Here is a 22,940-nt window from a genome sequence, read left to right on the forward strand (position 1 = left end):
AAAGTAGCCTTCCCTTCACTTGCCTCCGACACGGTTTACACAAAAGCTGGTGCCCTTATGAAGCATACACTGTCACACCCCGGAGGCGCTTGCCATGGACACGTCGTCGACAATCCCCTCGCCTCTTGCGGCCCATATTGCCTCCGTCATCGAATCCATGCTGCGCCGGGCCCGGGCTTGCACCGACGACAAGGCCGCGATGCGCGTGTATCTCGAAATCCTGCGCATCGATGCGACGCATCACCCCGCCTTGCGCGAAATTGGCCTTCTTGCCCTGATGAACGGCCACCGCACGGCGGCCAGGACGGCCTTTCAGCAAGCCGCTCAATATTATCCGGATGACCTCACCGCGCGGGTCACGCTCGGCAATATGGCGATTGAGGATGACGATCTGCCGGCCGCCCGTAGCCATTATCACGGCGCCCTGGCGCAAGACCCCGCATGCGCCCAAGCCCACCAGGGCATGGCCCGCGCTTTAACCCTCTCGGGTGACGCCGCCGCCGCACAACCGCATTGGGAGCTGGGGTTTTCCGGACATGCCGTGGTCAGCCGTCATTATCGCGGCATCGAGCCGGGTCTCGACGTGCTGTTCCTGGCCGCTTCGCGCGGTGGCAATGTGCGGCTCCGCCCCTGGATGGATGACCGTATGTTCGCGGTCACCGTCATCTATGCCGATTATTATGACATGGCCCAGCCTCTGCCGGCGCACCGGCTGGTGGTGAACGCCATCGGCGATGCGGATTTGTGCGGGGAGGCGCTGATCAAAGCGCAGGCCATCGTCGCGCGCAGCGCAGCACCGGTCATCAATCATCCCGCGCATGTGCAGGAAACGGGGCGCGTCGCGATATCGGAACGCTGCACCGGCATCGAGGGGCTGATCGTCCCCCGCATTTCGCTGACATCACGGACAGCCCTGCTTACGGCGGCGCCAACAACCTTTCCGCTGCTTCTGCGCGCGCCCGGATTTCATACCGGTCAGCATTTCGTGCGGGTTGAGGCGCCAGAAGACCTGGCGCCAGCCATGGCGCAACTTCCCGGCGACGCGCTTTTCACGATCGAATATCTGGATGCCAGCGGCACCGACGGCATGACCAGAAAATACCGCGTCATGTTCATCGATGGTGCGATCTATCCCTGGCACCTGGCGCTCGCCACCGATTGGAAGGTCCATTATTACACCGCCGCGATGACCGATTCCCTTCCCCACCGCGAGGAAGAAAGACGGTTTCTCGACAACATGCCGGAGGTCCTGGGCCCTCGCGCGATGGCGGCACTGCAAACACTCCAGCGTACCCTGGCGCTCGATTATGCGGGCGTCGACTTCGCCCTGGCGCCGGATGGTTCCGTGCTGCTGTTCGAGGCCAACGCCACGATGGCCATGAACGCCCCACCACCGGACCCCATCTGGGATTATCGGCGCGCAGCTGTCGCCACCGCGCAAAAGGCGGTCGCGGCGATGCTGAAGAAAGCGGCCACTTTTTGAAAAAAGCGGCACAAAAACTTTTATTATGCTGGACCATTGGCGTTGTCACCGACACCGCCCATGGTCCAGATTAACAAAGTTTTTTTGCTACTTTTTGTTCACAAAAAGTAGCCTTCCCTTTCCCTTGCCTGAAGCCATGCCGCTCTAACCACTGCCGCTGGAATGGTACCGGATCTGGCTTGCAAATCGCGGCGGCGATACAAGCTGGAGTACGGCTCGTCACCCTGAACCCAAACAACAACAGAAAGGAATGTTCATGAAAAAAATCTTCCACCCTGCGCTCGCCGCTTCGATGGCCCTGCTCGGCGGCATTGCCGTCGCGGCGCCGGCCGCCCCCCTGCCGGTGCGCGGCACCATCACCGCCGTGAACGGCTCGACCCTCGCGATCACCGAGACGTCCGGCGCCAAAGTATCGGTACAACTCGCGCCGAACGCCGCGGTCGTCGATCTCCTCCCCAGCTCACTCGCGGACGTTAAGGCCGGCAGCTATATCGGTACCGCGGCAATCCGGGAGCCAAGCGGAACGTACCGGGCGATGGAACTGCAGGTGTTCCCCGAGAGTATGCGCGGCGTTGGTCTGGGCACCCGCCGCTGGAATCTCAAGCCGCACAGCACGATGACCAACGGCACCGTCGGCGGGCTCACCAGCGCCGGCGGCACGGTCAGCGCAGTCAACGGATCGGGCAACCTGACGCTCACGGTCAATGACGGCAAGAGCACCAAGACCGTGCTGGTTCCGGCCGGTGTCCCGGTCGTCACCTACGCCCCGGGCACCACCGCCGATCTGCAGCCGGGCGCGCATGTGATCTTCTTCCCCACCAAGGCGGCGGGCGGAACATTGACGACCAGCCGGATCAATGTCGGCAAAAACGGGCTCGTCCCACCGATGTAAGTCGGCACCGGAGGGTATGGCCATGGGCATTGTCGCCGACACCGCCCATGACCCAGCATAACAAAAGTTTTTGCGCCGCTTTTTTCCAAAAAACGGCTTCTTTCTTACTTAACCTTCAGCGGCAGCCCCGCCACCATCAGCACGACATGGTCAGCCTGCGCCGCCAATTGCCGGTGCAGGCGCCCGGCTTCGTCGCGAAAACGGCGCGCAAGGGCATTTTCCGGCACGATACCAAGCCCCACCTCGTTAGAGACCAGCCAGACCGGGTTTTTGGTCCGCCGTAGGGTCGCCAGCAACGCGTCCGTCTCCGTCGCCACATCCTGCCCCGCGAGCATCAGGTTGCTCAGCCATAAAGTCAGGCAATCAACCACCACCACGTCATCCGCGCCCACGCTTTCGAGCGCCTGCGGCAGGTCGAGCGGGGCTTCCACCGTCCGCCACGCATCGCCGCGTTCCCGGCGATGTTGTTCGATCCGCTGCCGCATCTCATCGTCAAACGCCTGGCCGGTCACGATCATCACCAGCCGCCCGGCGGGGAGCCCATGCGCCTCTGCCTGCACCTCTGCCTTCGCCTGGGCAAAACCGCTTTTGCCTGAGCGCGCGCCGCCGAGCACGAGTGTCAGAGCCATGGGATCCTCCAGATTGACCGTGCCGTCCTCTACCCACTACAACATCCCGGCGATAGGTTCCTCGAAAGAGGATGAAAACGGGAATTGGGTGCGACGCCCAGGCTGCCCCCGCAACTGTAAGCGAGGAGTTCTGACGCCATCACGCCACTGGGCTCCGGCCCGGGAAGGCGCGTCAGGGTGATCATCCGCGAGCCAGGAGACCTGCCTGCCGCTGTCGTCTTTCGTCCGGCCGGGGTGCGCCGCGCGAACGGGTGGTTCTCCCGGATGGCGATGTGTTGCCGCGCCGTTGCGCGGCAGGTCGGTCAATGCGGGAGATGACGATGTGCGGCGTGCAATCCGGTAGCGGCGAATGAGCGGCGCAAATTATTACCGCCATGGCGGCCGCGTGGACGAGGCCGCTAAGCAGTTCCCCGACGCGACCTTGCCGTGGATCGATCTCTCCACCGGCATCAACCCGCACGCCTGGGCCGGCCCGCGCGCGGATTTCGCAGCCCTGCGGCGCCTCCCGGACCCGGCCGAGACCGCCGCGTTGGAAAAAGCCGCTGCCGCCGCCTTCAACGTCGCCGATCCAGCGATGGTGGTCGCCATCCCCGGCGCGGAAGCCGGGCTGCGCCTCCTGCCCGGCCTCACCGGCGCCGCCAGTGTCGGGATTCTGCTCCCCACCTATGGCGGCCACGCCGAAGCCTGGGCCACGGCCGGCCGTGAGATCCGCGCCGCTTCACTGGAAGCACCGCCCGACACCGCCGCCCTCGTCATCGTCAATCCCAACAACCCGGATGGAAGAACCGTCCCCCCCGACCATCTGCGCAGCCTGGTGACGGAGACCCGTCTGCTGATCGTCGACGAATCCTTCGGCGAGGTCACGCCGGATCTCAGCGTGGCGCCGCACGCGCATGACCGGCTGATCGTGCTGCGCTCGTTCGGCAAGTTTTATGGCCTGGCCGGCGTGCGGCTGGGCTTCATCATCGCCGGCCCCGCGATCATCGCACAGGTCCGCGCCGCCTTCGGCGACTGGCCGGTCTCCGCCGAGGCCCTCGCCGCCGGCACGGAAGCCTATGCAAACCACGCCTGGGCGGAGGCCACCCGCGCCCGCCTGCGCCAGGAATCTGAGCGGCTGGATCTCATGCTCGGCCGTGCCGGGCTGGCGTTGCTGGGCGGCACCACCTTGTTCCGCCTCTGCGCCACATCGCACGCCGCAAGCTGGTTCACGCACCTGGCGCGCCACGGTATTCTGATCCGGCCCTTCGCGCAGCAGCAAGACTGGTTGCGCTTCGGCCTGCCTGGCACGGAGGCGGAATGGACGCGGCTGGAAGCCGCATTGCAACAGGGGCTCTCATGACCGACGAAACCGAACGCAACCGTCTCCACGCCGCCGAGCGCAAAGCCGTCAGGGCCGCGCGCGAGGAGATGATGCAGACCAAAACGAAAACCGGCGGACTGCTGATGGTGCATACCGGTGCCGGCAAGGGCAAAACCACCGCCGGCTTCGGCATGGTCGCGCGCGCCCTCGGCTGGGGCATGCAGGTAGGTGTCGTGCAATACATCAAGGGCAAATGGATCACCGGCGAGCGCCGTTTCTTTGCCCGCTTCCCCGACCAGGTCCGCTTCGAGATCATGGGCGAAGGCTTCACCTGGGACACCCAGGACCGCGCCCGCGACGTCGCAGCCGCCGAAGCCGCCTGGGCCAAATCCCTGGAAATGATCGCCGACCCTGGGCTCGATTTCGTCCTGCTCGATGAGCTGAACGTGGCCCTGCGCTATGACTATCTCGATCTCGGCACGGTCGTGGCAGCGCTGAAAGACCGGCCGCGCGACAAGCATGTCTGTGTCACCGGCCGCGACGCCAAGCCGGAACTCATGGAGATCGCCGAGCTGGTGACCGAGATGAGCCTGGTGAAGCACCCGTTTCAGCAGGGCATCAAAGCCCAGCGCGGGGTCGATTTTTGATTTTTTCCCCGTTCCTCGACCCCTGGCGCACGCTGGCCGCGCTGGTTCTTGAGGCGGCGGTCGGCTACCCCGACCGGCTGCACCGGCTCATCCCCCACCCGGTCACCTGGGCCGGGCGCGGCATTTCAGCCCTTGAGCAAAGCTGGAACCGGCCGGACTGGCCCGCCGCGATCCGCCGGCTGCTCGGTGTGGTCACTCTGGTCCTGATCGCCGGCAGCGCCGCGCTAGCCGGCCTGCTCATCGATTTTCTGCTCCCGAACAGCCTCTTGTTCGCGCTGATAACGGTATGTCTGGCGACCACCGGCCTCGCCCAGCGCAGCCTCTACACCCATGTCGCTGCTGTCAGCGCGGCGCTGGAGCAAGACGACCTGCCGCGTGCGCGGCAGGCGGTCAGCAAGATCGTGGGCCGCGATGTCTCCGCTTTGGACCGGACCAAAATTGCCGCAGCAGCACTCGAAAGCCTGGCGGAGAGTTTTTGCGACGGCGTGATCGCCCCCGCTTTCTGGCTGCTCACCTGCGGCCTGGCCGGGCTGTTCGCCTACAAGGCGATCAATACGGCGGACAGCCTGATCGGCCATCGCGAGCCCCGCTGGCGCGCCTTCGGCTGGGCTTCGGCCCGCACCGACGATCTGTTCAACCTGATCCCCGCCCGCCTCGCCGGCTGCCTGCTCGCCGCGGTTTCCGGCGGCGGCTGGCGCGTGATGTGGCGCGACGCCAGAAAACACGATTCCCCCAATGCCGGCTGGCCCGAAGCCGCCATGGCCGGGGGGCTGAAAATCCGCCTCGGCGGCCCCGTCGCCTATGACGGCGCGCCGCACCCACGCCCGTGGTTCGGCGACGGCACGCTGCCGGACGCCGCCACGTTGCGCCGCGGCTTGGGCGTCTATCTGCGCGCCTGCTTCCTGTTCTGGATTTTGCTGGCGGCGGGAGGTCTCACATGGCGGCACTGATGATCCAGGGCTGCGGCTCGGATGTCGGCAAATCCACCCTGGTGGCCGGGCTGTGCCGCCTGTTCACCAATCGCGGCCTCAAAGTCCGGCCGTTCAAGTCGCAGAACATGTCCAACAACGCGGCGGTCACCGCCGATGGCGGGGAGATCGGCCGTGCCCAGGCGCTGCAGGCGCTGGCCTGCCGCACGCCGGCCAGCGTGCATATGAACCCCGTGCTGCTCAAGCCGCAAAGCGAGACCGGCGCGCAGCTCATCGTGCGCGGCCAAATGGTGGGCAACCGCAGCGCCGCCGGCTACCAGGCCCGCAAGGCCGAACTGCTCGACATCTGCCTGGAAAGCTTTCGTAAACTGGAAGCCGAATGCGACCTCGTTTTGGTGGAAGGCGCCGGCAGCCCGGCCGAGACCAATCTGCGGCGCGGTGACATCGCCAATATGGGCTTTGCCCGCGCCGCCAATGTCCCCGTGGTGCTCACCGGCGACATCGACCGCGGGCATGTCATCGCCGCCTTGGTCGGCGCACATGCGGTACTGGATGACGACGACCGCGCGATGATCAAGGGGTTCCTGATCAACAAGTTCCGTGGCGACCCGGCTCTGTTCGCCGCGGGCCGCACGGAGATCACGCGTCGCACCGGCTGGCGGGATTTCGGCATGGCCCCGCACCTCGCCGCCGCCCGCCGCCTGCCCGCCGAAGATGCGGTCGCCCTGGACCAGCACCGCGCCTCTGCGGGCGGGCGGCGCAAAATCATCGTCGTGCCGCGCCTCTCCCGCATCGCCAATTTCGACGATTTCGATCCGCTGCAACACGAGCAAGCGGTGGATTTCCGCTTCATCCCTCCAGGCACCGCCTTGCCGGGCGATGCCGATCTCGTCCTCCTGCCCGGCAGCAAAGCCACCCTCGCCGACCTCGCCATGCTGCGCTGCGAAGGCTGGGACATCGACATCGCTGCCCATGTGCGCCGCGGCGGCCGGGTGCTCGGCCTGTGCGGGGGCTACCAGATGCTGGGGCGGCGCATCGCCGATCCAAACGGTGTCGAAGGGCCCCCTGGGCAAGCCGAAGGCCTAGGCCTGCTAAACGTTGAAACCACGCTGACCGGGAGCAAAATCCTCACTGCGACGAGCGGCCATCTGGCCGCCGACAACGCCCCGTTCGAAGGCTACGAAATCCATATCGGCCGCACCCAGGGGCCGGACACGGCGCGCCCCTTCCTGCACACACAAACCGGTCCGCAAGGTGCGATGTCCGCGGACGGAAGGATCGCCGGCTGCTATGTCCATGGCCTGTTCCAGCAAGGCACGGCCCGCGCCGCGATTCTGCAAAGCCTGGGGGCAAGCTCGACCTCCACAAATCATGGCGCGATCGTGGAAACGGCCCTCGACGAAATCGCCGCCGTGCTGGCCGAACGCCTCGACATAACAGGCCTCGCCGCCATCGCGGGCCTAAAGGAAGACTTCTTTTTGTGAACAAAAAGAAGCAAAAAAACTTTGTTATGCTGGGCCATGGGCGTTGTCCGCGCCGACGCCCATGGCCCAGCATAACAAAAATTTTTGCGCCGCTTTTTTAAAAGCGGCCACTTGCTTTTAAGGAAAACGTCATGACACCGCCCTACACGATTCCGGCTCTGGACCGCGCCCTCGAACCCGCCTTGCGAGCAAAATTGGACGGGTTGGCCAAACCCCCCGGCTCGCTCGGGCGCATGGAGGCCCTGGCTTTGCAGCTCGGCCTGATCCAGCAACGGCTCGACCCGGTGGTGCAGCGCGCCGTTTTGTTCGTCTTCGCCGGCGATCACGGCCTCACGCAGGAGGGCGTTTCGAGCTATCCCGCCAGCGTCACCGTCGCCATGGTGCAGAGCTTTCTGGCGCAACGGGCGAGCGCTAATGCTTTCGCCCAGGCCACGGATACCGAAGTGCGGGTTGTGGATGCCGGGGTAGCCGCGGAACTGGCGCCGCATCCCGCTTTGCTGGACGCCAAAATCGCCCTCGGCACGGCCAATGCGGCGCGCGAGCCAGCCATGACCCTGGCCCAATGCGAGACCGCGCTGGCGCGTGGCGCCAAAATCGCCGCGGACGCCGCAGCGGAAGGTTTTGACGTCATCGCGCTGGGCGAAATGGGCATCGGCAACACCTCGTCGGCCGCGTTGCTCATGCACCGCCTCGCCCCCGCCCCACTCGCAGCCTGCGTCGGTGTCGGCACCGGGCATGACGAAGCCGGCCTTGCGCGCAAGCAGGCGGCGCTGGCGCACGCCGCCGCCCGCACCGACGCCTCCGACCCGCTCACCGTACTGGCCGAGTTCGGCGGTTTCGAAATCGCGATGATGGCCGGCGCGATCCTGGGTGCCGCGCGGGCGAACATTCCGGTCATCGTCGACGGCTTCATCGCCAGCGCCGCCGCCCTAGCCGCCGTCCGCCTGGCCCCGGAAGTTCTGCCCTATTGCATTTTCGCCCATTGCTCAGCCGAGGCCGGCCACCGGCTGATGCTGGAGTCCCTGGGCGCGTCCCCGCTGCTGGATCTCGGCCTGCGCCTGGGCGAAGGCACGGGTGGCCTGCTCTGCGTGCCGCTGCTCCGCGCCGCCGCCCGCATCCTCACCGACATCGTCAGCCTGGAAGATGTCCTGGCGGGAAGGCTCTAGGAAGCAAGGACTTCTTTTTGTGAACAAAAAGAAGCAAAAAAACTTTGTTAGTTTGGGCCGTGCTGGTTCCACGGCCACGGGCCCAAAGTCACAAAAGTTTTTGCGCCGCTTTTTTCAAAAAGCGGCTTCTTTCTTCTCATCTAACATGGCGCTGCTGCTTTGCGGCGTGCAGTTTCTCACCCGCATTCCGGTGCCCCCTCAGCCGGGTTTCAGCGTGGACTGGATCAACCGCAGCGCCCGCTATTTTCCACTCGTCGGCCAGTTCGTCGGGCTGCTCGCGGCCCTGGTCCTGCTGCTGGCCGCTAACCTCTGGTCGGGCTGGATCGCCGGCCTGCTGGCGCTGCTTACAGCCACGCTGATCACCGGCGCGCTGCATGAGGACGGCCTCGCCGACACCGCCGATGGCCTGGGCGGCGGCCGCGATGCCGCGCACCGCCTGGCGATCATGAAAGACAGCCGGATCGGTGCCTACGGCGTGCTGGCGCTGGGATTTGGCACGGGCCTGAAACTCCTCAGCCTCGCCAGCCTCTCGCCCTGGGTCGCGGCCTTCAGCCTGATCGCCGCGCATGGCGTGGCGCGCGCCGCCACCGTGACGGTCATGCATGTTCTGCCTTATGCCGGCGACGAGGCCTCGGCCAAGATCAGTACCCGGACTAGGCCTCCCGGTGTGGGCGAGGTGTTCGTCGCCCTCGCATTCTGCGCCTGGCCACTGTTACTCCTCAACAGCGCCAACGCCATGCTGGGCATCGCGATCTGCGCCGCCGTCACCATCGTGATGGCCCTGACCGCGCGCCGCCTCATCGGCGGCCAGCGCGGCGATATTCTGGGCGCGGTCGAGCAGCTCTGCGAAGCGGGCTTCCTGCTCGGCTGCGCGGCACATTTGAAAGCAGCCGTTTTTTGAAACTGATCATCTGCCCACTCGCCCAGCTCAAAATCGGACTCGCCGCGAACCCCTCGCATGTGCTGAGCCTGATCTCTCCGGATGCCGACGCGCCCGACATCAAATCGGCGCACCGCCTGGTCCTGCGCTTCAACGATATTTCGGCGCCCCGGGCCGGGCTGACCGCCGCCAGCCCGGCCGATATCGAAACCCTGATCGCCTTCGTGCGCTCCTGGGACGGAACCGCGCCCCTGCTGGCGCATTGCTGGGCCGGCATCAGCCGCTCGACCGCAGCTTCCTATATCATCGCCTGCCTGCATCACCCGCCCGGCACTGAGCAGGACCTCGCGCAGCAGTTACGCCGCATCGCCCCGCAGGCCACGCCAAACCCCCTGATGATCGCCCTCGCCGATGAAATTTTGCGCCGCGACGGGCGGATGGTTCAGGCCATCGCCGGAATCGGGCGCGGGCGTGAAGCGGCGTGCGGTGAGCTTTTCGCAGTTGAGCTCAGATAAAAAAGAAAGCAGCCGCTTTTAAAAAAAGCGGCGCAAAAATTTTTGCGATGCTCGGTCATGGGCGGTGTCGGTGACAACGCCCATGACCCTCCTAACGGTCGACCAGAACCTCTTCCAGCTTGTGCCGATGCTCCCACCCCACGCGCTCCAGTTCCGGGACGGTATGGGTTTCCGCGGGCCGTCCCAGGCACAGATAGGCGATCAACCGCCAGCCTTCGGGCACGTTCAGCGCCTGCGCGATCCCCTCGGGATCCAGGATCGAAACCCAACCCATGCCGATGCCCTTGGCCCGCGCCGCCAGCCAGAGCGTGTGCACGGCGGTGACCACGGAATATTCCGCCATCTCGGGCATCGTGCGCCGGCCGAGGCCACGCCCGCTCCCGGTCGCGCCGTCGCAGAACACCGCGAGTTGCACCGGCGCCTCGTCCAACCCCGAGAGCTTCAGCCGCGCGTAGAGTGCGGCGTCCGCACCCTGATACCCGCCCAGCGCGTCGGCGTTGCAGCGCGCGAAATTCTCCCGCACCGCTGCCCGCGCGGCATCGCTGCGGACGCGCATGAACCGCCAGGGCTGGCTTAAACCCACCGAAGGTGCGAGCTGCGCCAGCCGCAGCAGTTCCAGCAGCTCCGCCTCGGGAATTTCGTCCCGGCGAAAATGGCGGACATCGCGCCGCCAGCGCAGCAGCTCGGTCAGCAGGGGAAAAAATCCCGGCTCGGCAAAATCTGGTTCCATCCTACCCTCGATCTGATGCGTCGTGGCGCGCAATGGCGTGAAAGAACGTCCCGCTCACCTGGCCGCGTTGTCCTCCCGCGGGGCTGAGCAACTTTCCGGCTGCGTCCCGCAATTCCGCGAACGGCGTGTCTACGCCGGCTGAGACCAGCGAGGCATAGTGAAACTCATGGCCCCTGATCACTGTCCCCTGCGGCCCGAAGGGGCCATCCGCCAGCGTCACCGCCTGACGATAGCCGAGATTCATCCGCCGTTTCGCAAAACTTGTTTCATGGCTCAGCAACCCGGTCATTAGGTGCCATTCGCCGTCGGCACTTTGTAAATTCACGCCCAGCACCATGTAGCCGCCACACTCCCCATGGACCGGCCGCGTCGCGGCAAACCTCGCCAGGCCAGCCCTAAAATTTTGCGCCGCCGCCAGCTTGCCCGCGTGCAGTTCGGGGTACCCGCCGGGCAGCCAGCAACTGTCACAATCCTCCGGCGGCGCTTCATCGGCGAGCGGCGCAAAAAAGATGATCTCGCTGCCCGCGCGGCGCCAGCCTTCCAGCACATGGGCATAGATGAAGCTGAACGCGGCGTCGCGCGCCATGGCGATACGCTGCCCCGGCGGCCGCAATGCTTCTGGTCCACCCACCCCGGCCGCGAGCGGCTGCGCCAGCGCGAATATGCCGGGCACGTCCAGAGATTGCTCGGCAAGGTCAGCCAGCCGATCGAGATGCCGGCGCAGGTCCGGATGCTCCAGCGCCTGCACCAAGCCGAGATGGCGTTCCGGCACGGTGATCGTCTCGTCACGCTTGATCGCGCCGAAAATCTTGATGCCGGCGCGCGCCATCGCGTCCACGACTCCTGCCTGGTGCCGCTCGCTCGCCACGCGGTTCAGCACCACCCCGGCGATGTCCACGCCCGGCTGATGCAAGGCGAACCCCCGCGCCACCGCCGCGGCACTCTGTGAATGGCCCGAAACGTCGAGGATCAGCACCACCGGCAGGCCGAACCGCGCCGCGAGATCCGCCCCAGCACCTGTGCGCCCCTCCGGCCCAGCCACGCCGTCGAAAAGCCCCATGGAGGATTCGATGACCAGAATGTCGCCCCCCGCGGCATAGTCCGCGACGGTGCCGAGCTGCGCCGGCGCCATCGCCCAGCTGTCGAGATTGAAGCTTGGCCATCCCGTCGCCACGGCATGAAAGGCCGGGTCGATGTAATCCGGCCCGGATTTCGCCGCCCGGACGTTGAGCCCGCGCCGCCGCGCCGCCGCCAGCAAGGCCAGCGTCAGCGTGGTTTTGCCGCTGCCCGAACGCGGCGCGCCGATGATGAGTCCGCACGTGCTCATTTTTCTGCTCCTCCGGCGCGGTGACAGGCGACCCTGTGCTGCCTATGCTTGGCGCCATGGAGCCGACACCGAAGCTGCGCCACGGCTGGACCACCGGCGCGTGCGCGACCGCCGCCGCCAAGGCGGCTTATGCCGCCCTCCTCACCGGCAGTTTCCCCGATCCTGTCGAGATTTTGCTCCCGGGTGGCCGGATGACCAGTTTCGCCCTGGCCGAATGGGAGCTGACCGAAACCCACGCCGCCGCCGGGGTGGTGAAGGATGCGGGGGACGATCCGGATGTCACCCATGGCGCGCTGGTGCGCGCGCAGCTCAGCCGGGGGGCGGCCGGGAGCGGCATCACCTTCCGCGCCGGCCCCGGTGTCGGCACGGTGACGCGGCCCGGCCTCGCCATTCCCCCCGGCGAGCCCGCCATCAACCCGGTGCCGCGGCAGATGATCCGCGCCGCAATCGAAGAGCTCGCCACGCGCCATCACGCGCCCGGCGACGTGGTGGTGGAAATCTCCATCCCCGACGGCGAAACGCTGGCGCAGCGGACCTTGAACGGACGGCTCGGCATCACCGGCGGCCTGTCGATTCTCGGAACCACGGGCATCGTGGTGCCGTTTTCCTGCTCGGCCTGGATCCATTCGATCCATCGCGGCATCGATGTCGCGCGCGCCAGCGGCATGACGCATATCGCCGGTTCCACAGGCAATACCTCCGAGAAAGCGGTCCGCGCTTTGCATGGTCTGCCCGACATGGCGCTGATCGAAATGGGCGATTTCGTCGGCGGCATGCTGAAATATCTGAAATCCCATCCCGTGCCGCGCATCACCATTGCCGGCGGCGTCGCGAAAATGACCAAGCTCGCACAAGGGCGCCTCGATCTGCACTCCAAACGCGGCGAAGTCGATTTTCCCGGCCTCTCCACTTTGGCCGAGCGTGTCGGCTGTGGCCCCGACATCGCGGCGCAGATTGGCCAGGCCAATACCACCGCCCATGCCTTCGAACTGGCGCGCACGCATGGCACGCTTTTGGGCGATGCCATCGCCGCGCAAGCGTGGGAAACCGCTGCGAGCGTGCTGGAGGGGAGCGGCGCAGAAATGGAGATCGTGGTGTTCGACCGCGCCGGCGCGTTGGTCGGCCGCGCGCCGTTCGCGCCGGTTGAGGCTCACGCGCGGAACCGCCGCGTGTAGTCGGGATCGTAGAGCGCGCTCTCCCGGAAATCCTCCGGTGCGAGCGCCCTGCCCACCAGGATCAAAGCGGTCCGCTCGACGCCCAGCCCCTCGAGGCGGGAGCAGATATCGCCGAGGCGCCCCTGCACCATTTGCTCATCGGGCCAGCTGACGCGCACCATCACCGCCACCGGGCAATCCGCACCGTAGAACGGCTCAAGCGTGGCGACGATCTCCTCCAAACGATGGATTGCCAGATGGATCGCCAGAGTGGCCCCCGTCACGGCGAAGGCGGCGAGACTCTCCGCCGGCGGCATTGCCGAAGCGCGGCCCGAAAGCCGAGTCAGCACAACGCTCTGCGCCAATTCCGGCACGGTCAGTTCCCGCCCCAAGGCAGCGGCCGCGGCTCCGAAGGCCGGCACGCCGGGGGTCAGCGTATAGGCGATGCCATGGCGCTGCAGCCGGCGGACCTGTTCGGCGACCGCGCTGTAGATCGAAAGATCCCCGGAATGCAGCCGCGCCACGTCCTGCCCCAGCCCTTCCGCGCGCAAAAATTCCGCCTCGATCTGGTCGAGGTCGAGCGAAGCGGTGTCGACCAGCCGCGCGCCCGGCGGACAATGGGCCAGCAGCGCCGAGGGAATGATGGAACCGGCATACAAACAGACCGGGCACCGGGCGAGCAGGTCGCGCCCGCGTAGGGTGATCAAATCCGCCGCCCCCGGCCCGGCGCCGATGAAATGAACCGTCACAGCGAATCTCCCGCCAGCGCACACGTCGTTTTTTGGTCCGTCAAACGCGCCACCAGCAAGCGGCTTTCTGCGCCGGCACCAGCCAAGGCGCAGGCTTCCGCGACGCTAGCCAGCCCCAATTTCCGCGCCGCCACCGGCGAGCGCGTGGCGCAACGATTCTGCGCCGCCTCCAGCGCCGCGCGGTCAACCAGCAACAACGGTAGGCGCAAAAACTGTGCCGCTTCATGCAGCACCGCGGCGTCCCCCTTGAAATCCGGCGCCGCCAGCGCCTGCGCCACATGCCCGGCCTCGCGTTGCGCGCGCTGGACCAGCGCCACGATCTCCTCCGCCGCAGCGCCGGACGAGAAACCCACCCCGGCGACGATCATGGTTTGGTCGCCGCCCATTGGGTGACCGTCAAGGCCGGACGAAAACCATGCAGGCTGCCGATGTTATCAAGCCGTTCCACCGCGAGCCGGGTCAGCGTACCGCCAAATTTTTCCCGCGCGGCGAACAAAGCCCCCTCGGTTTCGATCACCACCGCATTCGCCACCATGCGCCCTCCCGACCGCAAGGCCGCCCAGGCGGTGTCGATCACGCCGGGCAGATGCGCGCCGCCGCCCAGAAACACCGCATCGGGCACCGGCAGGCCGGCCAGCGCCTCCGGTGCGCGGCCGTGCACCACGTGGAGCCCCGGCACACCCAGCGCCGCCGCATTGCGGGCGATGCGCGCGGCGCGGACCGCATCCCCCTCAATCCCATAGGCCATGTTGTCGGGGTGGCGCAGCATCCATTCGATCGCCACCGATCCCGAGCCGCTTCCGACATCCCACAACACCTCGCCGGCACAGGGGGAAAGGGCGGCAAGCGTCACGGCGCGGATCTCCCGCTTGGTGATCTGCCCGTCATGCTCAAACAGTTCGTCCGGCAGCCCCGTGGTGAGGGGAATGATTTTTGCGCCGGCGTCGGCGACCAGCTCGATCGCCACTAGGTTGAGCGGGCCGCATTCCGTTATGTCTCGAAAATTTTCCGCGGTGGTCGTTCTGATCCTCTCGCGCGGGCCACCCAGAGCCTCCATCACATGCAGCACCGAGCGCGCAAAACCCCGCTCGCATAAGTACCCAGCGACCGCCTGCGGTGTGGTCTCGTCGGCTGACAGGACCAGAATCCGACGGCCGGGCTGCAGCAGCGGCGCCAGCCGCGCCAAAGGCCGGCCGCAGAGCGAGATGCTCGCAGTCTGCCGCATCGGCCAGCCCAGGCGCGACAGCGCCAGCGAGAATGAAGAGGGCGCGGGCAGAGACAAAAATTCGTCCACCGGCACGCGTTCGGCCAGCATGGTGCCGACGCCGTCGCAAAACGGATCGCCCGAGGCCAGCACCACAACGGGAAGCGGGCGCTGCGCCAGGATGGTGTCCATCGCCCCCGCCATCGGGCTGGGCCAGGGCATCCGCCGCCCGGTGATCAAGGGGTCGGCCAGCGCCAGATGCCGCTTGCCGCCGACCACCAGATCCGCCGCCCGCAGCAACAGCTGGGCCGCCGGGCTCAGCCCCTCGACACCGTCTTCGCCAATGCCCAATATGGTCAGCCACCGCCCCGGCGGCATTTTTTTGGTCCCGGCCCCGCTATCCATGTCACCACTCAAATTTTTGGTCCTCGGCGGCACCTCGGAAGCCTCCGCCCTCGCCGGTCTTCTGGCTAGCGACATCCGGTTCAGTGCAATGCTGTCGCTCGCCGGACGCACCGCCGCCCCGGTTCTGCCAGCGATCGCCTGCCGCATCGGCGGCTTTGGCGGCGTGGCCGGCCTCACGCAATATATCTCGGACCATGCCATCCAGGCGCTGGTCGTGGCCACGCATCCCTTCGCCGCACAAATCCGCCAAAACGCCGTCGCAGCAGCGGGGGGAGCAAGAATCCCGATGCTGATGATCGAGCGCCCTTCCTGGCAAACGCAGGAAGGTGATCGCTGGACCGAGGTGGCGGACATGGAACAGGCCGCCGCCGCTCTCGGACCTGCCCCACGCCGCGTGCTGCTGACCATCGGCCGCAAGGACTTGCTCCCTTTCGTCGCCGCGCCCTGGCACGACTACGTCATCCGCAGCGTCGACGCGCCGCCGCCCGAGTTTTTGCCCCCAAGCGCGAAAATCATCACGGCACGGGGTCCGTTCACGCTGGAAGATGACCTGCGGATGCTCCACGAGGAGCGCGTTGCAGTGATCGTCACCAAAAATTCCGGCGGCACGGCCACGCAGTCCAAGCTGGTCGCGGCGCGAAAACTCGAGCTTCCGGTGATCATGGTCGCGCGTCCCCCCTGGCCGAATGTGACCGGGCTGGATGCGGCCCGCGTTCCGGATGCGGCGGGCGCGTTGCGCTGGCTCGAAGCCCGTCACGACGACGCCGCGTCCTCGGCGAAACGCGGGGTATAGACCCAAGGAGACCGCCCCGGCCGCTCGATCCGCCTTGTCGCCGCGGTGCCGACCATCACCAGCGTGCGCATGTCGGCACGCGCCGGGTCCGCCGCCGCCAGATCGAAAACATGTATTTGTTCTTCCGGTCGGCTGACGGCGGTGGCGAACACCACCGGCGTGTGCGGCGGCAGACTCTCCCGCAGCACGCCGAAAGCCTCGGAGAGCTGCCAGGGACGCGCGCGCGACAGCGGGTTGTACAGCGCCATCACCAAACCGGTCTCGGCGGCGGCACGCAGCCGCCGCAACACCAGCTTCCAGGGTTTCAGATTGTCCGAAAGCGAGATCGCGCAAAAATCATGCCCGAGGAAGGCACCGATCCGCGCCGCCGCCGCGAACATCGCGGAAATGCCCGCCACCACCTCGACATCCAGTTCCCGCCAGGCCGGATCGCCCTGGTCGATCGCCTCGAAGACCGCGCTGGCCATGGCGAACACGCCGGCATCCCCGGAGGAGACCACCGCCACCGCCCGCCCCTGTGAGGCCAGGGTCAACGCCAGGCGGGCCCGGTCCAGCTCCTCGCGGTTGTCGGAGGCGTGCCGGACCTGCCCCGGTGCTTGGGCCACACGGTCCACATAAGGAAAGTAGCCCACCAGGTCCGTGGCCTGGGCCAGCGCCTCGGTGGCCTGCGGTGTCTGCATCGCGGCGTCACCCGGGCCGAGGCCGACAATCCATAATTTGCCGCTCATCTTGCCCCCTGCCGGCCCGGCACGAGCACCATGGAGAAATAGGGGGCCGTCCCTTCCTCCCGCTCCGACAGGCGCAGGATCCTCTCGCCTGCCATCGTGCCGCGCTCGACATAGAAAGCCCGCTCGAACATGCCGGCGCCCCGCAGGACACGGCAGATTTTCGGCAGATGGCGCCCAACCTTCATGATCACCGCCGCGTCGCAGAGTTGCAGGCGTTCCAGCAGGCGCGCCTCGTCCAGTGTCGCGGGGAGAACGCTGAGCACGTCGTCGCCATGGGTCATCGGCCGCCCGGCGCGGCTCCAGCAACCGCTCATGCCGGCAACACCCGGCACCACCTCCGTTGCATGCTCCGCCCCCAGCCGGTCGAACAGATACATCGCGGACCCATAAAGGAACGGATCCCCCTCGCACAGCAGCGCGATTTTTTGGCCGGCCCGCAGCCTGGCCGCGAGCTGCTCGGCGCAGTCGTCATAAAAAGCGCCCATCTCAGCGAGGTAGCGCGGGTCCTCCACAGGCAGCTCGGTGGTGAAGGGATATTCGAAGCGCAGTTCCTCGGCATCTTCCCGCAACTGGCCGTCGACGATGCTCCGCGCATGGCCAATGCGGCCACGCTTGGCGAAAAACGCCACCACCGGCGCACTGCCCAGAATCCGCGCGGCTTTCACCGTCATCAGTTCAGGGTCGCCCGGCCCGAGCCCGAGGATAAACAATTTCGCCGTCATTCCGCCGTGCTCGCCAGCGCGTTCACCGCCGCCGCCGCCATGGCGCTGCCGCCGCGCCGTCCCTGCACGATGAGGAACGGCACGCGCCCGTCGACCGCCAGCGCCGCCTTTGATTCCGCAGCACCGACGAAGCCGACGGGAATGCCGATGATGGCGGCGGGCTTCGGAGCGCCGGCGTCGAGCAGCTCCAGCAGGCGAAAGAGCGCCGTCGGCGCGTTGCCGATGGCGACCACCGCACCGTCCAGCCGCGCGCCCCAGAGATCGAGCGCCGCCGCCGAGCGCGTGTTGCCGATCTGGGCGCTAAGCGCCGGCGTCTCCGCCGCGCGCAAGGTGCAGATCACCTCGTTGTTCGCGGGCAGACGCGCTTTGGTGATGCCATGCGCGACCATCTCGGAATCGCACAGAACAGGTTTACCCGCCAGCAGCGCCGCCCGCGCCGCGGCGACGAAACCGGAGCCGAACCGCACGTCGCCGGGCAGGTCGACCATGCCGCAGGCATGGATCATGCGCACCACCACGCCCGCTTCCTCCGGCGCAAAGGCGGACAGATCGGCTTCGCGGCGAATCGTCGCGAAGGATTCCGCGTAGATCGCGGCACCGTCGCGAATGTAAATTTTTGGGGCGCTCATCGGCAAAAATGTCTTTCGGTCATCCAGTGAATAGCGTCTGGCAGAGAGACGCCGGCACGCTCGGGTAGGGCATCGGCACGCTTATCACAAACGATATCGAATCTGTCTTCCCATCCTGTCGCGACCAGCGTGACCGCCGCCCCGCCGGGCGCGGCGCAGCCCTTGCTGCACCCCGAGACGTGCAGCACCCCCACCCCGGCCCAAAGCGGCGCCAGCCCGGCCGCGACCGCGCGGACATCGGCCAAGGCACTCGGACAGGAAGGCCGCCCGGCGCAGGCTTTGATTCTGGTCCGCTTGTCGGACGGATCGATGATAAAATTTTGACCCCGCGCCGCTTCGGCGAGGCCGGCAGGATTATCGCCGGTGCCCAGCAGCACCAGGGTTCCGGCGCTGGTGGTTCGCAACCTCCCATTACCGAAACGCTCCGCCAGATCCGCCGCGTGTCGGAGCATGTCGGCCGTTTGCGCGTCGAAAGCCAGGCCCAGCCCGAACGCACCCGGCATCGTCCCCACGCCGACGATGGGTTGGACCTCGGTCGGGACCAAACTAGGCATCTTCAGCCCGGCTATGGCGCAAAAAACGTCCGGGCCGGTGGCGGCCAGCAAATCGCGCAGGCGCCTGGGGCGCGGGGTCAGGTCGCCGGCCTGCCGCAAGAACGCATGCGTCAGCGCCTGCGCCACGGCAACGGGATCGGCCGCCGGCACGGAACAATGCCCCGGCAGAACCACCAGCGGCGCATCGCCGCCGGGCAGGATGCAAAGATCGGCGACCTCCGCCACTTCGCCCACCGCGTAGCCGAATTTCGTCGGCAGCGCCTGCAGGCTGTCGTCCTGTTCCAGCCACGCCTCGAGCTGCCGCGCGAACCCCATCATTTCAGCTCCGAGCCCAGGCGCGACTATGATGTTCCGGCGCCGCTCTGCGGCCGGATCGGCGCTGGCGAGCCCGGCCTCAAGCATGGTTACGGCAAACGGGGCGACACTTTCCGGGGCAAAACCGCGCGCCTGAAAATTCGCCCGGTTGGTGATCTCGATCCGCCCCGAGCCGTATTTCCGCGCCGCATCGCCAAGAGCCCGCAACTGCGCCGCGCTGATCCCCTCCACGCGCGGTTTGACCCGGACGAGCAGACCGTCGCCGGCCGCCATCGGCTCGAACAGGCTGGGACACCAGCCTTTGATTTTTGCGCCGCTCATGGCTCGGCCAACTTTGCTGCCACGCTGTTGCGCCGGTTGCGCCACAACCCGCGTTCAAGCGCGTTCTGGAAACGCGTCCGCATCGCCCGATGAGCCTCCGGATTGGCCTCGCGGAGAAAAAGTTCGACCTCCGGGGTGCCCAAGGTCGCGTCGAACAGCAGGTCGAATTGCGCATCGAACCGGGTCGGGACCGTGGCGGCGAAGGCATACAGCCCTTCCAGCGCCCGGCTGATTTCGGCGGCACCGCGATAATCATGCCGCATCATGCCCGCGATCCAGGCCGGATTGGCCGCCCGGCCACGCACCACGCGCGCGATCTCCTCATGCAGCAGACGCACGCGCGGCGCGTCATGACGGGAAGTGTCGACATGATACAAAGCCGGCGCCGCCCCCAAAGCCGCCGCCGCCGCCGCGAAACCACCTTCAGCGGCGGCGAAATCCGGCCCGTCCAGCAGATCGATCTCGGCATGGTCTTGCTGATGGATAAAGCCATCCGCGCCGGCCACCCGCGCTGCGAATTGTTGGGCGTCGCTCACCCCGTCCAGCCCCTGCCCATAAGCGTAGGCGGCGAGATAGGTTTCCGCGATCTCAGCCTGGTCCGCGCCGGCTGCGGAACGCAGCAACTCGGAAACGCCGGTACCATAAGCGCCCGGCGCCGGCCCAAAGATCCGGGCCGTGGCGGCGCGCAGTTCCGCCCCTTGCAGGCCGCGTGCGGTGCCGGCCAGCGCGTTCCAGTCCGCCGGCTCATCGCGCGCGGCGAGGCTTTGCACCGCCATGTCGAACATCAGCAGCTGCGTCTCGAACGCATCGCGGAACAGGCCGGAGATGCGCAAGGTGACATCCACACGCGGTCGGTCCAGCACCGCCAAAGGCAGAATTTCCACGCCGCTGATCCGGTTTGACTCTGCTCCCCATACCGGCGTCACGCCCATCAGAATGAAGGCGAGCGCCAGATCTTCTCCGCCGGTGCGCAAGGCGGCGCTGCCCCAGAGGTCGATTACCAGGCGTCGCGGCCAGTCCCCCTGCTCCTGCAGATGGCGGCGGACCAGAAAATCGGCGGTCTTGCGCGCCAGCACCATGGCGGCGCGAGTCGGCACGGCGCGGGGGTCGAGGCTGTAGAGATTGCGGCCGGTGGGCAGCACATCGGCCCGACCACGGCTCGGGGCGCCGGCTGGGCCGGGGGCGACGAATCTTCCCTCCAGGGCGGAGAGCAATCCCGCCCCCTCGGCTTGGGCCGAGGCGTCGAGCGCCACGGCCAGCCGGGCGGGATCGGCGCCCGGTGCCCCCGCCTGGATCGCCGCCAACAGCGCGTCCCGCCGCTCCGGCGCCGGGGGGCGGCCGAACACGTGCAGCCCGTCGCGGATCTGCAACTCCTTCACGTCGCACAAATACGCATCCAGCCGCGCCAGCTGGTCATCCGCCGGCATCTCGCGCGCGCAACCGCTTTCCTCCAGCAACCCCGCCGCCGCCGCTTGGGTTAGAATCTCGTCGCGCAGCATTTCGGTGCGGCGCTTATCCAGCCCGTCCGCCGCCGCGTAGTCGTCGATCAGCCGTTCCAGCTCCAACGCCGCGCCATGGCTGCCGGCGGCTTTCAGCGGCGGCGTCAGATGGCCGAGCACGACCGCGCCCAGGCGCCGCCGCGCCACCGCCGCCTCGCCGGGATTGTTGACGATGAACGGGTAGATCACCGGCAGGCCACGACAGAGCATCGTGGGAAAGCAGGTTTCATGGTCAGGGGCGAGCGCCTTGCCCGGGAGCCACTCCAGCGTGCCGTGCGCGCCCAGATGCACTGCAGCATGGATGTTTTCCCGGCAACGGAGCCACAGGTAAAACGCGACGTAGGCGTGGCGCGGCGGCAGATCCGGATCGTGATAACTTGCTTTGCGGTCCCGCGCGCCGCCGCGATCGGGCTGCACCGCGACGATGAGATTCTTAGCCCGCAAATAGGACAGCGCGAACCAACCGTCCCGGACGGCGTTATCCTGGTCCGGCGCGCCCCAGGCGGCGCAAACGCGCGCCCTCATGTCGGACGGCAATTCCGCGAACAAGGCGTGGTAGTCAGCTAAAGATAGAAAGGGCGTAGGCGCGAGTTGGCGCAGGGAAGCGGCAATACCGGTCGTCGACACATCGTAGCCCGCTTCGTGCAGCAGCGTAGCGATCGCCTCCAGGCTCGCGAAACTGTCGAGGCCCACGGCATGGCCGATCTGCCCCTGCGCCCCGGCAGCGCCTGGATAATCTGACAGCACGATGGCAATGCGCCGCGCCGCAGCCGGGGAAGCGGCGAGCCGGATCCAGCCTTCGGCGCGATCCGCGGCCAAAGCAATCTGCCCTGCTGCGGGTCTATGGATGGTGCGCGCGAATTCCAGCGCCGCGATCCGCTCGCCCGGCGTTTTAAACGAGATGGCGGTGGTCGAGAGCCGCCCATCGCATTCGGGCAACACGATCTGCATCGCCATATCCGCGGGCGACAGGCCGCGCGTCGACTCCCGCCACGCCTCCTGCGTCGATCCCGCCAGGATCAGTTGCAGCACCGGGCAGCCGGCTGCATCCAGCGGCGAGCCGTCCTGGCCGCGTGCGGAAAACGCAGTCGCGTTCAACACCACGGCGGGCCACCAGAGGCGGAGTTTTTCGGCGGTAAAGGCGGCAGCTTCGGGGGATTTCAGGCTGTCGACGTATAATCCGCGGCAGCCTATTCCGCGGCGCAAAAGTTCTGCCGCCAGCGCCTCGAGCGGCGCGATATCGCCTGAGAGCAGGTGGGAACGATAGAACACAATCACCGCAAGTAGCGCCTCCGGCGCGGGCACCGCCTGCGGCACCTCCGCGGACGGCGCATAAAAATCATGCAGGCCGCAGCGGGGCATCGGCGCCGGCGCCTGTTCGGGCCGGGCGCCGAGCCCGGCCAGCGCCGCGCCGAGACGCAACGCGTTCGCGAGATTGGCCGGCCCGCCCTCGCGAAAATAGAAATCGAGCGCCGCGCGGGTTTCGGCACCCACCGTGCAGAAATCCTGCAGCCGCGCGTCATCCTGCGCATCGCCCGCGAGCACCGCGAGAGAGATGCCCCGCGCGCGGCAAAGTGCGAGCAGCTCCTCGCAGCCGTAACGCCAGTAATCGACGCCGCCGAGCAGCCGCACGATCACCGTTTTCGCACAGCTCAGAACCTGTTCCGCGTAGAGATCGACCGAAAGCGGATGCCGCAGCTGCGCGAGATTGGCCAGCCGCAACCCCGGCCGCCCGGCGCCCATATCGCGCCAGGCCATGGCAGCCGCCCCGAGATCCGCGTCGGAGAAGGACAGAAGCACAAGATCCGCCGGGCTGTGCCCCAGATCGACGGCCGCTTCCGCCTCGTCCAGGTTACGCTGCTCGCGGAACAGGATGTGCATGCCG

Annotated in this window: 22 protein-coding genes and 1 riboswitch; of the genes, 11 read left to right on the forward strand and 11 right to left on the reverse strand. The window is 67.0% G+C overall.

What is annotated here, in order from left to right:
* Positions 1-94 precede the first annotated feature (94 nt).
* The gene (locus VGG47_RS10965) at positions 95-1,483 is read left to right on the forward strand and encodes a hypothetical protein (RefSeq protein ID WP_331538404.1); all 1,389 of its coding nucleotides are present in this window, start codon (positions 95-97) and stop codon (positions 1,481-1,483) included.
* Positions 1,484-1,739: 256 nt separating this feature from the next.
* Positions 1,740-2,375 (forward strand): hypothetical protein, encoded by a 636-nt coding sequence (locus VGG47_RS10970; protein WP_331538407.1) that lies wholly within the window; start codon positions 1,740-1,742, stop codon positions 2,373-2,375.
* Positions 2,376-2,479: 104 nt separating this feature from the next.
* On the opposite strand, the gene cobU is transcribed toward VGG47_RS10970, so the two are convergent.
* Positions 2,480-3,004 carry a bifunctional adenosylcobinamide kinase/adenosylcobinamide-phosphate guanylyltransferase gene (gene cobU / locus VGG47_RS10975; protein ID WP_331538410.1) on the reverse strand — a complete coding sequence of 175 codons (525 nt, stop codon included), beginning with the start codon at positions 3,002-3,004 and terminating at the stop codon, positions 2,480-2,482.
* Positions 3,005-3,041: 37 nt separating this feature from the next.
* Positions 3,042-3,227, forward strand: a riboswitch (cobalamin riboswitch).
* 126 nt (positions 3,228-3,353) lie between these two features.
* On the opposite strand from cobU, the gene cobD reads away from it, so the two are divergent.
* The 7 genes from cobD to VGG47_RS11010 all read left to right on the forward strand — a co-directional run bounded on the left by cobD (position 3,354) and on the right by VGG47_RS11010 (position 9,925).
* Positions 3,354-4,343: a threonine-phosphate decarboxylase CobD gene (cobD, locus tag VGG47_RS10980; RefSeq protein ID WP_331538412.1), complete on the forward strand. Its 990-nt coding sequence runs from the start codon at positions 3,354-3,356 to the stop codon at positions 4,341-4,343.
* Positions 4,340-4,951 carry a cob(I)yrinic acid a,c-diamide adenosyltransferase gene (cobO, locus tag VGG47_RS10985; RefSeq protein WP_331538414.1) on the forward strand — a complete coding sequence of 204 codons (612 nt, stop codon included), beginning with the start codon at positions 4,340-4,342 and terminating at the stop codon, positions 4,949-4,951. The genes cobD and cobO overlap by 4 nt, the downstream gene beginning before the upstream one ends.
* Positions 4,948-5,901, forward strand: coding sequence for an adenosylcobinamide-phosphate synthase CbiB (gene cbiB / locus VGG47_RS10990; RefSeq protein WP_331538417.1), 954 nt, complete (start codon positions 4,948-4,950; stop codon positions 5,899-5,901). Before cobO ends, cbiB begins: the two co-directional genes overlap by 4 nt.
* Positions 5,889-7,364 carry a cobyric acid synthase gene (locus VGG47_RS10995; protein ID WP_331538419.1) on the forward strand — a complete coding sequence of 492 codons (1,476 nt, stop codon included), beginning with the start codon at positions 5,889-5,891 and terminating at the stop codon, positions 7,362-7,364. The genes cbiB and VGG47_RS10995 overlap by 13 nt, the downstream gene beginning before the upstream one ends.
* Positions 7,365-7,495: 131 nt before the next feature.
* Positions 7,496-8,530, forward strand: a complete 1,035-nt coding sequence (gene cobT, locus VGG47_RS11000; protein WP_331538420.1) for a nicotinate-nucleotide--dimethylbenzimidazole phosphoribosyltransferase — start codon at positions 7,496-7,498, stop codon at positions 8,528-8,530.
* 145 nt (positions 8,531-8,675) lie between these two features.
* Positions 8,676-9,431, forward strand: coding sequence for an adenosylcobinamide-GDP ribazoletransferase (gene cobS / locus VGG47_RS11005; protein ID WP_331538422.1), 756 nt, complete (start codon positions 8,676-8,678; stop codon positions 9,429-9,431).
* The gene (locus VGG47_RS11010) at positions 9,428-9,925 is read left to right on the forward strand and encodes a tyrosine phosphatase family protein (protein WP_331538424.1); all 498 of its coding nucleotides are present in this window, start codon (positions 9,428-9,430) and stop codon (positions 9,923-9,925) included. Before cobS ends, VGG47_RS11010 begins: the two co-directional genes overlap by 4 nt.
* 91 nt (positions 9,926-10,016) lie before the next feature.
* Here the strand turns inward: VGG47_RS11010 and bluB are convergent, their stop codons facing one another.
* On the reverse strand, positions 10,017-10,655 hold the full coding sequence (gene bluB, locus VGG47_RS11015) for a 5,6-dimethylbenzimidazole synthase (protein WP_331538426.1): 639 nt from the start codon (positions 10,653-10,655) through the stop codon (positions 10,017-10,019).
* A gap of 1 nt (position 10,656) precedes the next feature.
* Positions 10,657-11,982, reverse strand: coding sequence for a cobyrinate a,c-diamide synthase (locus VGG47_RS11020; RefSeq protein WP_331538428.1), 1,326 nt, complete (start codon positions 11,980-11,982; stop codon positions 10,657-10,659).
* Between the two features lie 44 nt (positions 11,983-12,026).
* Between VGG47_RS11020 and VGG47_RS11025 the strand changes: the two genes are divergently transcribed.
* Positions 12,027-13,157 (forward strand): cobalt-precorrin-5B (C(1))-methyltransferase, encoded by a 1,131-nt coding sequence (locus VGG47_RS11025; RefSeq protein WP_331538532.1) that lies wholly within the window; start codon positions 12,027-12,029, stop codon positions 13,155-13,157.
* Here VGG47_RS11025 and cobM read toward each other — a convergent pair.
* The 3 genes from cobM to cbiE are packed head-to-tail and all read right to left on the reverse strand — an operon-like array spanning position 13,133 to position 15,467.
* Positions 13,133-13,885: a precorrin-4 C(11)-methyltransferase gene (gene cobM, locus VGG47_RS11030; RefSeq protein WP_331538431.1), complete on the reverse strand. Its 753-nt coding sequence runs from the start codon at positions 13,883-13,885 to the stop codon at positions 13,133-13,135. The two genes, VGG47_RS11025 and cobM, sit on opposite strands and share 25 nt — an antisense overlap.
* The gene (locus VGG47_RS11035; protein ID WP_331538433.1) at positions 13,882-14,271 is read right to left on the reverse strand and encodes a cobalamin biosynthesis protein; all 390 of its coding nucleotides are present in this window, start codon (positions 14,269-14,271) and stop codon (positions 13,882-13,884) included. The genes cobM and VGG47_RS11035 overlap by 4 nt, the downstream gene beginning before the upstream one ends.
* Positions 14,250-15,467 carry a precorrin-6y C5,15-methyltransferase (decarboxylating) subunit CbiE gene (gene cbiE, locus VGG47_RS11040; protein WP_331538435.1) on the reverse strand — a complete coding sequence of 406 codons (1,218 nt, stop codon included), beginning with the start codon at positions 15,465-15,467 and terminating at the stop codon, positions 14,250-14,252. Before cbiE ends, VGG47_RS11035 begins: the two co-directional genes overlap by 22 nt.
* A gap of 25 nt (positions 15,468-15,492) precedes the next feature.
* Here cbiE and VGG47_RS11045 point away from each other — a divergent pair, with 25 nt between their 5' ends.
* The gene (locus VGG47_RS11045) at positions 15,493-16,287 is read left to right on the forward strand and encodes a cobalt-precorrin-6A reductase (RefSeq protein WP_331538437.1); all 795 of its coding nucleotides are present in this window, start codon (positions 15,493-15,495) and stop codon (positions 16,285-16,287) included.
* Here VGG47_RS11045 and cobJ read toward each other — a convergent pair.
* Genes cobJ through cobN form a run of 5 tightly spaced genes read right to left on the reverse strand, consistent with a single transcriptional unit; the run spans position 16,248 to position 22,936 of the window.
* The gene (cobJ, locus tag VGG47_RS11050; protein WP_331538439.1) at positions 16,248-17,015 is read right to left on the reverse strand and encodes a precorrin-3B C(17)-methyltransferase; all 768 of its coding nucleotides are present in this window, start codon (positions 17,013-17,015) and stop codon (positions 16,248-16,250) included. The genes VGG47_RS11045 and cobJ overlap by 40 nt on opposite strands.
* A complete protein-coding gene (locus VGG47_RS11055) occupies positions 17,012-17,737 on the reverse strand; it encodes a precorrin-2 C(20)-methyltransferase (RefSeq protein WP_331538441.1) in 726 nt (241 codons plus the stop codon). The genes cobJ and VGG47_RS11055 overlap by 4 nt, the downstream gene beginning before the upstream one ends.
* The gene (locus VGG47_RS11060) at positions 17,734-18,366 is read right to left on the reverse strand and encodes a precorrin-8X methylmutase (protein WP_331538443.1); all 633 of its coding nucleotides are present in this window, start codon (positions 18,364-18,366) and stop codon (positions 17,734-17,736) included. Before VGG47_RS11060 ends, VGG47_RS11055 begins: the two co-directional genes overlap by 4 nt.
* Positions 18,363-19,556, reverse strand: coding sequence for a hypothetical protein (locus VGG47_RS11065; RefSeq protein ID WP_331538445.1), 1,194 nt, complete (start codon positions 19,554-19,556; stop codon positions 18,363-18,365). Before VGG47_RS11065 ends, VGG47_RS11060 begins: the two co-directional genes overlap by 4 nt.
* Positions 19,553-22,936, reverse strand: coding sequence for a cobaltochelatase subunit CobN (gene cobN, locus VGG47_RS11070; protein WP_331538447.1), 3,384 nt, complete (start codon positions 22,934-22,936; stop codon positions 19,553-19,555). The genes VGG47_RS11065 and cobN overlap by 4 nt, the downstream gene beginning before the upstream one ends.
* Positions 22,937-22,940: the final 4 nt, after the last annotated feature.

It is taken from the genome of Acidocella sp. (genome assembly GCF_036489515.1).
Classification (GTDB): domain Bacteria; phylum Pseudomonadota; class Alphaproteobacteria; order Acetobacterales; family Acetobacteraceae; genus Acidocella.